Below are 14,009 nucleotides of genomic sequence, written 5' to 3'. Positions count from 1 at the left end.
AACCGCTGGACTGCGAGCGGTGTGGAACGTACGTCCTCGTGGAGAAGAACAGCTGGCATCACACGTCGACCCAGTGGCGATCAGATTCGCGCACCGCATGTTTGGAGTACCGCGACGACGCTGCATCGCCGAGAATTCGATCCGGAAGTTGTTCCGCATTGAGAAATTCCATCAATCAGGCAGCGACCGACGGACGCATAACCGTTCCCGAATGACAATCGCCCTCGCGGCCCTGAAGGCTCACGTCATGGCGGCGGACAGCTCCTGAGACAACGTGCCTTTGTTCTCCACCTCAACGGTGTCGCAGCCCTGCCAGCGCGCAGTTCTGCGAAGGAGTTCCGCCAACCGCGGCGCAGTCTCCGCGTCCGCGGTCGGTTCGGCCCACGCCGCGCGGACAAGCAGCCGAGCGTTCTGACGGTCGTTCTTGAGATCGACTCGGGCGCAGATTTTGTCGTCGATCAGGACCGGGAGCACGTAGTATCCGTGAACTCTCTTGTGTGCTGGCGTGTAGATCTCGATCCGGTAGTGAAAATCGAAGAGCCGCAACGCCCGATCGCGGGCCCACACTACCGGATCGAAGGGCGACAACAACGCTTCCGCACGGATGGACCTGGGACGCTTCGCTTGCGGATCGATCCACACCTCCCTTGCCTTGCCTCGACGCTCCCAGCCGTCCACAGATACCCGGCGCACGCTGCCGGCGTCTTCGAGTTCCTGCAATGCCGTTCGCGCTTCTGCGCTGGGCAGACGAAAGTAGTCGGCGATGTCGTCGAGTGTGCCGAGACCATGTGCCCGCACTCCCCGCAGCACCAGCTCGCGTATCGCCTCCGACCGCTCGACCCGTGCGTCGAGTATCTCGGGTGCAAGCATCTGCTCGGCCAGGCCGTAACGACGCTCGAAGCCGGCTCGACCTGCCGACACCACCTCGCCCCAACGGAACAGCGTCTCGAGGCCGACCTTCACGTCGGACCACCCCCACCACGGACCGCGTCGTGTGTTCGCTTCGTGCTCGATCTCGCTCGCCGCCATCGGACCGTTGTCGCGCAACTCCTGCCGCAACCAATCGAGGAAGACACTCCGATCGGAAGCCCATCCGCCCTTGTCGCTCAACGCCTTGGCGCGAAACTGGTCCATCCGCCAGCGGAACAGCGGCCACATGTCCACCGGTAGGAACGTAGCTTCGTGGCCCCAGTATTCGAGGTACCCCGAACCGGGGGCGAAGGCGAGCTGATCGAGCCTGGATTTGTCGTACGCGCCCAACCGAGCGTAAACCGGCAGGTAGTGGCTGCGTTCGAAGACATTGACCGAGTCGATCTGCAGCACCTGCAGCCGGTCCATCACACTGACCAGATTGCGACGCGTCACCGTTGCGGGGTGCGATCTGCCGAATCCTTGAGCGGCAAGCGCTATGCGACGGGCAGCTGCCGGAGACACGACTTCGCTCATAGCGGGTCAGAGTACGCACACCCTCCGACACGTTTCAGGAGGGCGAAGTGTGACAGCCGAACAGAACTGCCGACATGAACATCTGCAGTCTGGTCGCATTTTCTGCGGCCCCGTCGAACTTCACCATGCGTCCGACATCCGGAACCAAGTTGAGCGCAGCATGAACAACGAACTTCGCCTCTACCGCCGAAAGCTCCGGACGGATTTCGCGGAGAACTCGCGCCCATTCGACCACGTAATGCTTCTGGCGATTCTTCAGATCGCTTCGATGACTCGGCAGAAGGTTGTTCATCTCGGAGAAGTAGACCGACATCAATTCGTGCTGTGCAAACGACAACTCCACGTACATCGCCGCCAGTGCCCGGAGCACTTCTTCGTGCGATGTCGCGGAATCGAAGACCGCTGCCGTCGCCAAGTCCAAGCGATCTGCAGCTCGATAGAACACGGCGCCGAGAAGCTCGGCCTTGCTGGGAAAGTAGCGGTACATACCGGAAGCATTCAAGCCGGCGGCCGCGGCGATCTCTTCGATGCTGACGTCGTGATATCCGCGAGAGTCGAAGAGCCGCACCGCTTCCTGCAAGAGACGTTCACGTTTGTTCGTGGTCACGGTCCTAGGCAGCGAGGACTGCTCCAAGCGGCTTGCGGTGGTTGCACCCTCACCTTGATCTATCGCCAGGCACGCGTCGAGCAGAACCTGTTCCATCGCCCGCTGAGGTAGCAGCAGATTATGGACGGTGATGCTGCCGATCACGCTGAACATCGCTACCACGACCAGGGTCTCGTCCCGCGCCGTCATCGCCGGATCGGAGCGCGAAAGATTCCGGGCCACTCGACGATTGACCGCGTCGGCCTGTGCTCGAACGGATTTCCGATCGGCAGCATCGAGAAACCGGCTCTCCCAACGATAGATTCCGGCCGTGCGCCGATTGCGAATTGTCGTTCGTATCACTGCAATCAGATTTTCGCGTAATCGCCCCGCATCGGTCGCTGCTGGGGCAACCGAGACGTCATCGAGCGCACTACCGAGCGCTTCGGTCAACTCCAGTGCCGCGTGACGGAACATCGCGTACTTGTTCGGAAAGTGCCGATACAGCGCCGAACCCGAAATACCCACCGCCGACGCGATGTCATCGACACTGACAGCAGGATATCCGCGCTCACTGAACGCGATTGCCGCGGCTGCCGCGATCTGCGCCTTGCGATCCTTCGGGCGCCTCTTGACGGAGTCGGACCTCACCTGCCGAACAATCCCATTCGACGTCGGCGCGTCGACGAACTGATCGCCCAGGCTCACCATGTACCCCACCCTCCAGCCCACACGCTCGACGCACCTCGATCCGCCTGTCCACCAAACGAGAATCAGAATAAGCATGATCCCGAGAATTCATACACATTTTTCATCACTTCGCCCGCCTGCAGCAGCATCGTCGCAGTTCAAGAGACTATTGATCGGAAGAAGAAACTGCCCATCGGCTTTGATCGCTATGCTCATCGACCAGAATGTGCGTTAACAAAACGTTGCCTGTGGGCGCTGATCGTGGGTAGGGTCACCGCTCGAAGCATCCGCTGCACAACCGCGACTCAACCAGGCTGACAGATTCGGAATATTCGTAAACATACACCGGGTATGGATCCGAACAGTTCCTATACTGCCACGTCACTTGCGAGAACTCAGTCAACACCGCTCGATACGCAGCGAGAATCTTGGTTCACATAATGCTTGCTTGGACACATATATGTGTGAGATGCTTCACAGGCAGTTCGCTCGACCGTCCGCGCTCGAACAGTTCGAACTCCGTGCCGAACACTGTTGATCTGCAAAGGAATTCAATTAGATGACGTACGAGCTACCAGCCGCGAAGGGCCCGGTACGAGACGTAGCGTTACAGGGGGGCTATCTGATCGGATTTTCGGTTCAGGCACTCTTCGGCCTGTTCACGGCAATCCTCCGCAGGCGACTCTCGTTGCACGAGACGATTACTCAGACCCTGTTCATCGGTCGCGTCAGCACCGGTCCGTCGTTGCTTCTCATGATTCCGATCGGTGTTTTCATCGCCGTGTCGGTCGGTGAACTGGCCGGCCGGATCGGTGCCGGTGGATATTCCGGAGCGGTCGTGGCTTTCATCATCGTCGGTCAGGCCGCGGCACTGGTGTGCGCGTTGATGATGGCCGGAGTCGCCGGATCGGCGATCTGCACGGATCTGGGTTCACGAAAGATCCGCGAAGAAATCGACGCCATGGAAGTGATGGGCATCGACGTGATCGAGCGCCTGGTCGCACCGAGATTGGTTGCAGCAGTGATCGTCTCCCTTGCACTCTGTTCGATGGTCACCTTCGGCGGTGTGATCGCGTGCTACCTGTACCACATCTACGTCCAGCACCTTCCGGCCGGAACGTTCATGGCAACGTTCAGTCAGTACGGGCGATCTTCCGACTTCGTCATGGCTTTGGTGAAGGCTGCGATCTTCGGTCTCGCTTCGACTTTGGTCGCCACCTTCAAAGGTCTCCATGCAAAAGGCGGCCCACGCGGCGTTGCCGACGCAGTCAACGAAGCCGTCGTCATCGCTTTCGCGCTCGTCTTCATCGTGAACACTGTGTTGTCCGCGCTGTATACCGTGATCGTGCCGGCAGTCGGTGAATTCTGATGTCGCTCGTCGATCTCCGGATCCGAGCGCGGCAGGCCGGCAGACCGTTGCGGACCGCAGGCGACGGCTTGGTGTCGCTCGGTCAGCATGTCACCTTTTACATCCGCACTATCGCCTCGATCCCCTTTGCTCTCACCAAGTACCGCAAACATGTACTCGGCCAGATCAGCGAAGTCAGCTTCGGAACGAACTCGCTGTTGTCCGGCGGCGGCACTATCGGCATCGTGTTCGCGATGTCTCTTGCAGCCGCGATGATGCTGGGCGTGGAGACGCATCGCGGACTCGAACTTGTCGGGATGACCTCACTCTCCGGCATGCTGTCTGCGGTTGCCAACACCCGTGAACTTGCCCCTGTTGTCGTCGCTATCGCCTTGGCCGCCAAGGTCGGAACGGGTTTCACCGCCCAGATCGGGGCCATGCGTATCTCCGACGAGATCGACGCACTGGACTCGATGGCAATCAGATCAATTCCCTTCCTCGCGGGTACGCGGGTCATCGCTGCCATGATCTGCGTCATCCCGATCTACATGATCGGACTGCTGGCCAGCTACCTCTCGACCCGACTGGTCGTCGTGTTCTTCAACGGTGCATCGGCAGGTACCTACGACTACTTCTTCCATCTGGCGATCTCGCCGCAGGACCTCCTGTACTCGGGCCTGAAGGCAGTGGTCTTCGCCGCCGTCGTCGCGCTCGTGCACTGCGCGTACGGCTATTACGCCTCGGGCGGACCGGCGGGTGTCGGTCAGGCTGCGGGCCGCGCGCTACGGACCGCCATCCTTGCGATCGGAATCCTGGACGTGCTGATGACTTTCGGCCTGTGGGGCCTCGTCCCCCAGATCCCGGGAATGGGGATCTGAGCCGTGGACAGACTCACTACACGCACGAAGGTCGTCTACGCACTGCGTGGCGCGATCGCCGTCGTGGTGGCCGTCGTAGCAGCAGTAACGATGGTGCTGCGTGGATCCGGAAACCTCGAGCAGAGCACCGACGTGTTCGTGGCTGTTCCAGCCACGGCGGGCCTGATCAGCGGCGAGGCACCGGTCCGGTACCACGGGGTCAACATCGGCCGAATCGGCGAAATCGAATCAGGTACCACAGAATCCGTGGTGCAACTACAGATACAGACTGAGGATGCATCGAAGATTCCCGCCGACGTGATGGCTCGCGTTGTTCCACGCACGTTCTTCGGTGACATCTACATGCAGCTCGTGGACAACCCGGCGCCGCACGGCCGAACAACTCTCGTGGACGGAGACGAGATCCGCATGGACGACGGACCCGAGGCCGTCGCCCTCTATGACGTGTACACCAAGTTGGTCGGAGTCCTCACAGCAATGCAACCCGAAAAACTTCACACGGCTCTGACCGCTCTCGGTCAAGCCCTGGACGGAAACGGGGCCGAAATAGGCACCACGATAGACAATCTCAGTGCTGCTGCCGGAGTACTGGCTCCCGCTGCACACCAATTCCTGCAATCCACTCCGGAATTCCGATCTGTCATCGACGCATTGGACCGCGCAACCCCCGACATTCTCGATACCTTGGCGGCCGCTACATCCGTCTCGAACAGCATGGTCGCCAACAGAGCAAATCTCGAGACCTCGATCGGCGCGGCCGCAGTCTTCGCCGCTACCGTCGACGATTTTGTCGCAGAGAACAACAGCAACATCATCACCGTGATCGATTCCGCCGGAAAGATACTCGCAACCACCGCGGCAAATCCCGAAGGACTGCGTTCCACTCTTGCCAATGCCAGTACGTTCGGCGCCTCCGGTGCGCGAGTCTTCGCTACCGGAAAGTTCGACATCACAGCAGTTGCCACGTTCGCCGAACCGCTCCCGTACACAGGCGATGATTGCCCACAGTACGGGAACTCGCGCGGAGCACAGTGTTCCGGCTCCAACCTGACGCCTGCACAACCCGTCACTACCCCAGTCGTTGGTGGCGAAGCCGAAGCCGCCACACTGCGTTTCCTCGAAGATCGACTACTCGGCGGCTCGCCGGAGCAGTCGGACGCCCCCAACCCGGCAACAACACTGATGTTGGGGCCGATGGTCAGAGGTAACGAGGTGACCGTCCCGTGAAGGTTCGTCCTGGCCAGGTCATTCGGTTATCACTCTTCTGCATCACCGGCGTCGCCTGTGCGTCGTTCGTGGCGAACACGCTGTCGGTCCCGGTGCGCGGAAGCACTGATTCGTACTCGTTCGAGTTCACCGACGTCGAAGGACTCAACCCTGGCAACCCGGTAACGATGTCGGGTGTGCGTATCGGCCGCGTGGACTCGGTTGCGTTTGCCGACAACGGCGGCGGCACGAGCAAGGCGATCGTCGAGGTCGACATCGAGTCGCAATATTCGATCGAGTCGGATGTCCGTGCCGCCGTGCGCTACGGCGACATGCTCGGTGCTCGATATCTGGCACTGACCCAGGATGACAGCGAGGCAACGGTATCCGCACAACGGCTCGAACCTGGTAGCACGATACCGCTGGCGCAGACAACACCGCCGATCAACTTGACCGCACTGATGAACGGCTTCAAACCGTTGTTCGCCGCACTGCAACCCGAGCAGGTGAACACTCTGACACGAAGTTTTGTCGAAACCTTCAACGGCCAGGGCCAGGCAATGACCACCCTGCTCGACCAGATCGCGACCATGAGCTCCGGCCTGGTCGACCGTCAGGACGTCTTCGCGCAACTACTCACGAACATGAACACTCTTCTCACTTCCGTCGACGAGCGTCAACCCGAATTGGTCGGTCTACTGGACGGTTTGAACAGCCTGAGCACCTCCGTCGTCGGGCAGAACGATCAACTGGTCTCGCTGTTGGATCAGGGAAACCGCACTGTCTCGTCGCTGGCTCAGATCATGGCCGGGTCGAACGGCGCATTCGGTCAGACCGTACAACAACTCGAAAGTGTCACCGGCAGTTGGATTGCGAGCACCGACGAGTTCAACAGACTTCTCGCCAACCTTCCCCAGTTCGCCGACGCCGCCAACCGTATCGGAAGTTACGGAAGTTTCATCAGCCTGTATCTGTGTAATTTCACTCTGAAGGCAGGCGACATGGAAGCCAACATCTTCGGGCCGACGCATTCGCCGGTGTGCTCATGATGTTTCTGGTCAAGCTGATCGACGTGTTCGTCGGCATCATGCTCTTCCTGTTCAAAGGGGATCGCCGACGCAGCGGTAGCGGCACTGCTCTCGCTCTGGGTAGTCTCGGAATCTTCGTTCTGGTGGTGGGACTCGCAGCAGCACTGGGTATTCCGAAACTCTGGTACAACGTCCGCACGTCGGCGTACATAGCCGAGTTCGCCAATGCCAGCGGGCTTTCCGATACCGATCCCGTCTACGTGGCCGGAGTTCCCGCGGGCCGCGTGGATTCGATCGACCTTGCCGGCGACCACGTGGTCGTCAACTTCCGCCTGGACAAAGATCAGCCCTTGGGAAACCAGAGCACGGCGACGGTCAGGCTCAAGACGGTCTTGGGCAAGCGCTACCTCGAGATCGTGCCGGCCGGAGTGGTCGACGACTCCGATGGGCGGGTCATTCCGCTTTCCCGCACTACGGTGCCGTACAGCCTCGATGACGTCAGCAGTGATGCCACCAACGCGGCCACCGGCGTCGACCTACAGGCGATGGAGTCCATGATGAACACCCTTTCGCAGGTGATTCCGACGGATTCCGATCAAGTCGGGCGGGCTCTGGCCGGAATCAGTGGAGCCTCGGCGGCTTTCGCGCAGAATGGTGAACAGATCGACCAGATCATCACGATGTCCCGCGAGCTGTCCGACATGGCAGTGGCACAAACCGATTCGATTGTCGGCACCGCCGCAAACGCTCAGACGATCGTGCGTACTCTGGCCGTCCGCAAGGACGCGTTGACTCAGTTGGTCGACAACCTGACAATCATCATCTCGAAGCTCTCGACGACGTTCACAGACCGTCAGGACGAGTTCGGAGCAATGACCGACAACCTCGTCGCAGTCACCACCACGCTGAAGAACAACGCCGATCAGATCGACCTGCTGTTGACTCGTCTTCCGTCCGCTCTGCGTTCGGTCACCGACTCCACCGGCACCGGCAATTGGACCGATGTCAACGCCCCGGCAGCCGTGATCCCGGACAATCTGCTCTGCGCGCTCGGCATCATGGAGGGCTGCAAGTGAATACACGAAAAGCCGTCACCGCCATGCTGGTCGTGACCCTGGCGATCGCCCTGCCCGGTTGGTACATCTTCGGACGAACCGATCAGTCCAAGACTGTCTACGCCGATTTCAGTTACGTCGGTGGAATTTACGAGGGAAGTAAGGTCACCGTCCTCGGGGTCGGCGTCGGGACGGTCACGTCGGTGGAACCTCGCGGAACTTCTGTTCGAGTAGCGATGTCGATGCCCAACTCCGTCGATCTGCCCGCCGACGCTTCGGCCTATGTTCTCAATCCGTCGGTGATCAGCGATCGCCACATCGAACTCGGCCCGGCTTACACCGGTGGAGAGACGCTCAAAGACGGCGACGAGATTCCGATCGAACGTGCCCACTCCCCCATAGATTTCGACGGGTTGATGGGAAGCGTCAGCACCTTGGCCGACGCATTTGCCGGGGACGGTGGCAATCTCGGCGATCTCGTGAGCCGCGGCGCCGCCGGGTGGCAGGGTCAGGGCGATCAATTCAACACCGCCATTCGCAACCTCAGCACGGCCACCGGCGTTGTCGGCGCTCGGTCGGAAGACATCGGTGCACTCGTCGACAATCTCAATACCTTGATGAATGCGTTGGACACTCGGCAGGTCAGCTTGGACGAACTTGTCGGTGACCTCGGCGAATTGGGCGATCAGTGGGCGAGCCAGAACATGGACATCTCCCAACCGCTGCAGGATCTGCAGGTCGTCTTCGATCAACTGAACGGCTTCATGACAACTCACGGCGACGATGTCGGTGCCATAGCCGACAACGTGAGAGTTCTCGGTGACACTCTGGCTGCCAAACAACCTGGCCTCGCCGAGTTCATGGACCTGGTGCCGTTGATGATGCAGAACCTCTCCCAAACTATCGGCCCTGATCAGCGCGGACGCATTCGGCTCAATGTCTCGACTGCATTGACTCAGTTCGCCGTCGCCAAGCCACTGTGCGACGCGTACAAGTTGCCGATCTGCACCGGTGCCGGGTTCACGAATCCGATTTCCTTCCCCCTCAGCACTTCTGATCCGCTCGGCATCGCCTCCGCGATTTCCGGCGGCGCCGTCCCCGGAGGTGGCAATTGACGAGGCAATCGGTTCGGATAGTCGCCGGCGTCGCGATCATCGGTATGGGTTGTGCGGCTGTGTTCGCCTTCGGCGGCTGCAGCGCAGGCATTCAGGACCTTCCGCTGGGTCGTTCGGCCGACGGTGACGCGTACACCGTGTCGCTACAACTGGCCGGCGCTGACGGCCTGGTGTTGGGAGCAGACGTCCGCAGCGGCCAGAAAGTCATCGGTCGAGTATCCGCACTGTCAGCCGACGTCGTCGGAGCCGACGTGACACTGAGTCTGGACGCTGCGACGCAGTTGCCGGACAACGTCGAGGCCTCCGTCGAACTCCCGTCCGCACTGGGAAACCCGTTCATTCGACTGCTGCTGCCGGAGGTTCCGTCCGGTTCTACGCTGAGCGACGGCGATACAATTCCGGAGTCTCGCACCGAGATCGGTCCGCAGGTCGAAAGTGCACTTGCCACCCTCGGTACGGTTCTGACCGGCAGCGGCATCGATCAACTCGATACCGTCGTACGCGAACTGAACACCGCGTTTTCCGGGCGCTCAGGTGAAGTTCGTTCTCTGACCGACACCCTGACCTCGCTCATGGCAGAGGCAAGCAGTCACCGAAGTGAGTTCGACGAGGCCGTCGACCTCGCTGCCCGGGTCTCCTCGCAGTTGGCCGGGCAACAAGAAGTCGTCGACAACTACCTCGATTCCGTTCCACAGGTGGTGTCGATTCTCGTGGGGCAGAAGGATCAGATTGCGAGCCTCTTGAACTCGACCGTTCAGCTCGCCACCAACGCAAACACCATTCTCGACTCCTCACCCAACGGGCTCGACACGATGCTGCACGATGCGTCGACCGTTGTGGGGACTCTGGATTCGTTCAACTCGGAGATCGGTCAGACGCTGGCGAACATGAACGGGCTGCTCGAAAACTTCACCGGCGCAGTCCAAGGCGACTACCTCGTTTTTGACGGCGCCCTCGATATTCCGGGAACGATCGACAAACTCTGGACCGGTGGCATGGCCGGACAATCGATCGCGCCGGCGGGAACTCTCACCGATCTACTTCAGGGAGGTCCACGTTGAGTCGCCTTGCGCTTGTTCAACTTGTCCTGTTCGCTCTGATCGCAGTTGTCGTCATCCCTTTCGGAATCGTGTACGTGGTGGGCCCTCAAGGTTTTGGTGGTCAGATCAGATTGCACGCCAACATGTCCGACGCCTTCGGATTGACCAAGGGCACAGTCGTCACGTATCGCGGAGTGCAGGTCGGCAAAGTCGGTGAAGTTGTCCTCGATTCGAGCACCCGATCCGCTCGCGTGGAACTCTCACTCAACGACAAGACCGAAATACCCACCGACAGCGTCGCCAAGGTGACGATGGGAACTGCCGCGGGAATCCAGAATGTCGACATCTACCCCAACACCGATCACGGCCCGTATCTTCGGGACGGCGACGAGATCGCCATGCCCGCAGATCAGCAGCCAGTTCAGATGAGCCAGTTGATGCTTCAGGCGTCCGGCGTCTTGGAAGGGATTGATCCGCAGGCGATCAGCGACATCGGGACCGAACTGGGGAATTCGTTCAACGGGCTCGGTCCGAGCTTGGCGACGATGATCGACAACGGCGGGACCATGTCGGCGCAGTTGAACGACCAGTCGGCCGAACTCGCCGCGCTGCTGTCGCGGACCTCCACGCTGATGGACTCCATGGCGACACAATCGGATTCGTTCGTCCGAGGAATGGCGGCAGCGAAGAACTTCACCGAACAACTCGAGTCCAACGCCCCGGTGCTGATTTATCTCACCGACCATTCACCCGCCGCCCTCAATAGCGCCCAGCAGTTGTTCGACAAGTACCACAACACTTTCGGGGCGGTGCTGGCCAATCTCGTCACGGTCGCTCCGATCATCTCCGACCGCACGGACGCCCTGGAAGCCGGACTGGTCACGATCCCCGAAGGTCTCGCCAAGCTGGCATCCATCGTCAAAGGCGATCGAGCTGATTTCGCCTTGGTCGCCACGCAGGGGCCGGTGTGCAACTACGACACCCCCAGACGAGAGGTAGGCGATCTCTCCCCCACCAGTCCGAGTCTGGCGATGTACTGCCCACCCGCCGACGACCTGGTCCAACGCGGAGCACAGAATGCTCCGCGGCCGAACGACCTCGGATTGCAGAACTCGACTGTCCCCGGCACTCCGATCGGACCGCCGGTCGTCGCGGATCCGATTCTGATTCCGACCGGAGTCGACGCCTTGAACTACTGGAGATTGATGTTGGAAGGACTGGGAAATGGCACACGGTGAGAGCGCACTCCTCGACGAAGCAGAAACCGAGGTGACCGAACATCCGACTCCCCCGTCGTTCTTTCGTCGGCTGAAAGAGCCTCGCAACGCACTGATCTCGCTGTTTGCGGTAGCACTGGCCACAGCATTGGTGGTGCTCGGATTTCACATGTATTCGGTGAATGAGGAGGACACGTTGCGACAGGAAGCGCTGGACACCGCGCAGGATTACTCGACCATCATGTCCTCCTTCGACTATCAGAACTTGGACGCCAACAAGGACACCATCGCGTCGATGTCGACCGACGAGTTTGCCGGCACCTACCGAACGATGGTGGATTCACTGCGCGAGGTTGTCGCTGGAGGCCAAGGTCAGGCGAGTGCGACGGCAACAGACGTCGGCATCGAATCGCTGGACAATTCGTCGGCCAAGGTGCTCGTGTTCGTCGACCAACAGGCCAAGAATGTCGCCGCGCCAGAGGGAAACACACAGAAGTACCGGATGGTCGTGTCCCTGGTTCGTTCGGACGACCGCTGGCTCGTGAGCAACGTCGAGACCAAGTAATTCACCGCGCACGGAGGAAGATCGATGCCCACTCACTACCTGGATTCGGGAAAGTCCGAGTCGTCTCTTCGAACCGATCAGACACGCATCACCATCACGGCCGAGCCTAAGCGGTGGGCCCGCAAACCCGCACACATCACCGACGCACTCGATTTCTGGTCATTCGCAGGGGCCGCCGCCAATGTCATCCTGCAACTCGGTTGGCCCGAGGTGGCGTACGGCGTCATGGAAAGCAAAGTCGAATCGGGTGCCCTGACCGCGCATCCATGGAAGCGCGCACGGACCACAACGCAGTACCTCACTGTCGCGATCCTGGGCAACGAGGAAGAGCGAAAGGCCTACCGCGAGGCTGTGAACTCGGTGCACCGGCAGGTGAAGTCCGATGCGAACAGCCCGGTCAAATACAACGCCTTCAATCGCGAACTCCAATTATGGGTTGCCGCTTGCCTGTTCATCGGCTTCGAAGACAGCCATCAGTTGTTGCACGGCAAGATGTCCGAAGAGCAGGCGGAATCATTTTATCAGTCCGCGTCAACTTTGGGAACGACACTGCAGGTCACCGAAGAGATGTGGCCGGCCACCCGCGCAGACTTCGAGCGCTACTGGAATCTCGGTTGCGAACGCGTCGTCATCGACGAACGCACCAAGCAATATCTGATCGACCTGGTCAATCTACAGATGATCGCGTGGCCGATACGCCTGGTGTTCCGAAACTTGTTGCGGTTCCTGACGGTCGGATTCCTTCCGCCGATCTACCGCGACCAACTCGACCTCGAGTGGACCGAAGACGACCGCCGTCGATTCGAGCACCTCTTCATCTTCGTGTCGTTCGTCAACAGGTTCATCCCACGCTCCATCCGTCAGGCCGGAAACACCATTCAGATGCGCGACATCCGCCGTCGGATCAAGGCGAGCAAGAATCTCGTCTGATCGTAGAGCCGACAACTCGATACTCGTATCAATTCTGCTGCCCCACAGGTAAATCGGGGCGGTCGGTCGACAACACATCAAGCCTCGATTTGAGCTCCAGCGCGACCATAACCGGGGTCGAAAAGTCGGCAAAACGAGCCAATCGGGCGACATATTCGCTGTATATCGACGCCTTTACGGCGCCTTATCGGTGACTTGCATCACACATTATCTCGATTATGTAACGCCGAGCGAGGTGGCATATCGCCGGACGACCTGGGGAAACACTCTTTGATGCATTTCTGTTGCACGAACCTGTGTCGACACGCCGACCCGTGACCAATCCGTAATCATCTCCTATGGTTGGTGACAGCCCGATCAACCGGGCATTACCGAATCGCCACCGCCAGTCCCACCCCGCGGTTCGGATTCGACAACTTTCCTAGTGGTGGGAGCGGAGCTGAGACGGTCACCGTCCTCCGCCGGCGTGACTCGAGAGGATTTACCCAAATGACCAAGACCACCGTTACCCGCGCCCTTGCTTCTGTCGCCGCAGCCGGAGCCCTCGCAGCCGGAGCCATTGGACTGAGCGCAGGCACCGCATCCGCAGCCACCCACGACTGGTCGGGTGTCGCTGAGTGCGAATCCTCGGGCAACTGGGCTGCGAACACCGGAAACGGCTACTACGGCGGGCTCCAGTTCAGCCAGAGCACGTGGGAAGCCTACGGCGGAGCGGGCACCGCAGCCAACGCCAGCCAGGCAGAACAGGTCCGCGTCGCGGAGAACGTCCTTGCAGGTCAGGGCGTCGGTGCGTGGCCGGTTTGCGGACAGTACCTCCGCTGACCCCAGCTCATATAGTGCGTCGCTGCCCGGTGCTCGTCGAAATTTCGACAGCTACCGGGCAGTGTTGTACACCGATACCTACT

At 60.2% G+C, this 14,009-nt stretch carries 12 protein-coding genes and 1 pseudogene; 11 read left to right on the top strand and 2 right to left on the bottom strand.

Going from position 1 to position 14,009, the window contains the following annotated elements; all coding sequences use genetic code 11:
* Window positions 1-240 precede the first annotated feature (240 nt).
* Together ACFT1A_RS23165 and ACFT1A_RS23160 are read right to left on the bottom strand one after the other, a co-directional pair.
* On the bottom strand, window positions 241-1,446 hold the full coding sequence (locus tag ACFT1A_RS23165) for a winged helix-turn-helix domain-containing protein (RefSeq protein WP_378448941.1): 1,206 nt from the start codon (window positions 1,444-1,446) through the stop codon (window positions 241-243).
* Between the two features lie 34 nt (window positions 1,447-1,480).
* Entirely contained in the window at window positions 1,481-2,743 is a 1,263-nt protein-coding gene (locus ACFT1A_RS23160) for a TetR/AcrR family transcriptional regulator (protein WP_378448940.1), read from the bottom strand.
* Between the two features lie 538 nt (window positions 2,744-3,281).
* On the opposite strand from ACFT1A_RS23160, the gene ACFT1A_RS23155 reads away from it, so the two are divergent.
* The 11 genes and pseudogenes from ACFT1A_RS23155 to ACFT1A_RS23105 form a co-directional block, all read left to right on the top strand.
* Entirely contained in the window at window positions 3,282-4,091 is an 810-nt protein-coding gene (locus ACFT1A_RS23155; RefSeq protein WP_230814857.1) for an ABC transporter permease, read from the top strand.
* Window positions 4,091-4,948: an ABC transporter permease gene (locus ACFT1A_RS23150; RefSeq protein ID WP_095970985.1), complete on the top strand. Its 858-nt coding sequence runs from the start codon at window positions 4,091-4,093 to the stop codon at window positions 4,946-4,948. Before ACFT1A_RS23155 ends, ACFT1A_RS23150 begins: the two co-directional genes overlap by 1 nt.
* A gap of 3 nt (window positions 4,949-4,951) precedes the next feature.
* Window positions 4,952-6,175: an MCE family protein gene (locus ACFT1A_RS23145; protein WP_378448939.1), complete on the top strand. Its 1,224-nt coding sequence runs from the start codon at window positions 4,952-4,954 to the stop codon at window positions 6,173-6,175.
* Complete coding sequence (locus ACFT1A_RS23140; protein ID WP_378448938.1) at window positions 6,172-7,203, top strand: MCE family protein; 1,032 nt, start codon at window positions 6,172-6,174, stop codon at window positions 7,201-7,203. Before ACFT1A_RS23145 ends, ACFT1A_RS23140 begins: the two co-directional genes overlap by 4 nt.
* Window positions 7,203-8,258 (top strand): MCE family protein, encoded by a 1,056-nt coding sequence (locus ACFT1A_RS23135; RefSeq protein ID WP_378448995.1) that lies wholly within the window; start codon window positions 7,203-7,205, stop codon window positions 8,256-8,258. Before ACFT1A_RS23140 ends, ACFT1A_RS23135 begins: the two co-directional genes overlap by 1 nt.
* Window positions 8,255-9,352 carry an MCE family protein gene (locus ACFT1A_RS23130; protein ID WP_378448937.1) on the top strand — a complete coding sequence of 366 codons (1,098 nt, stop codon included), beginning with the start codon at window positions 8,255-8,257 and terminating at the stop codon, window positions 9,350-9,352. Before ACFT1A_RS23135 ends, ACFT1A_RS23130 begins: the two co-directional genes overlap by 4 nt.
* The gene (locus ACFT1A_RS23125; RefSeq protein WP_378448936.1) at window positions 9,349-10,413 is read left to right on the top strand and encodes an MCE family protein; all 1,065 of its coding nucleotides are present in this window, start codon (window positions 9,349-9,351) and stop codon (window positions 10,411-10,413) included. The genes ACFT1A_RS23130 and ACFT1A_RS23125 overlap by 4 nt, the downstream gene beginning before the upstream one ends.
* Window positions 10,410-11,630 (top strand): MlaD family protein, encoded by a 1,221-nt coding sequence (locus ACFT1A_RS23120; RefSeq protein WP_378448935.1) that lies wholly within the window; start codon window positions 10,410-10,412, stop codon window positions 11,628-11,630. The genes ACFT1A_RS23125 and ACFT1A_RS23120 overlap by 4 nt, the downstream gene beginning before the upstream one ends.
* Window positions 11,617-12,174 carry a mce associated protein mas1a gene (locus ACFT1A_RS23115; RefSeq protein WP_378448934.1) on the top strand — a complete coding sequence of 186 codons (558 nt, stop codon included), beginning with the start codon at window positions 11,617-11,619 and terminating at the stop codon, window positions 12,172-12,174. The genes ACFT1A_RS23120 and ACFT1A_RS23115 overlap by 14 nt, the downstream gene beginning before the upstream one ends.
* 24 nt (window positions 12,175-12,198) lie before the next feature.
* Entirely contained in the window at window positions 12,199-13,104 is a 906-nt protein-coding gene (locus ACFT1A_RS23110; protein ID WP_378448933.1) for an oxygenase MpaB family protein, read from the top strand.
* 489 nt (window positions 13,105-13,593) lie between these two features.
* Window positions 13,594-13,920, top strand: a pseudogene (locus tag ACFT1A_RS23105) (transglycosylase family protein); the annotation flags it as partial.
* Between the last annotated feature and the right edge of the window lie 89 nt (window positions 13,921-14,009).

Source organism: Rhodococcus sp. NPDC057135 (genome assembly GCF_042670865.1).
Classification (GTDB): Bacteria; Actinomycetota; Actinomycetes; order Mycobacteriales; family Mycobacteriaceae; genus Rhodococcus_F.
The sequence above is the reverse complement of the archived record's forward strand: the minus strand, read 5'-3'. Positions and strand labels throughout refer to the sequence as shown.

Coding starts and splice junctions, on each gene's coding strand:
- ACFT1A_RS23165 (WP_378448941.1), bottom strand. CDS start 1,446: ATGAGCGAAGTCGTGTCTCCGGCAGCTGCCCGTCGCATAGCGCTTGCC.
- ACFT1A_RS23160 (WP_378448940.1), bottom strand. CDS start 2,743: ATGGTGAGCCTGGGCGATCAGTTCGTCGACGCGCCGACGTCGAATGGG.
- ACFT1A_RS23155 (WP_230814857.1), top strand. CDS start 3,282: ATGACGTACGAGCTACCAGCCGCGAAGGGCCCGGTACGAGACGTAGCG.
- ACFT1A_RS23150 (WP_095970985.1), top strand. CDS start 4,091: ATGTCGCTCGTCGATCTCCGGATCCGAGCGCGGCAGGCCGGCAGACCG.
- ACFT1A_RS23135 (WP_378448995.1), top strand. CDS start 7,203: ATGTTTCTGGTCAAGCTGATCGACGTGTTCGTCGGCATCATGCTCTTC.
- ACFT1A_RS23115 (WP_378448934.1), top strand. CDS start 11,617: ATGGCACACGGTGAGAGCGCACTCCTCGACGAAGCAGAAACCGAGGTG.
- ACFT1A_RS23110 (WP_378448933.1), top strand. CDS start 12,199: ATGCCCACTCACTACCTGGATTCGGGAAAGTCCGAGTCGTCTCTTCGA.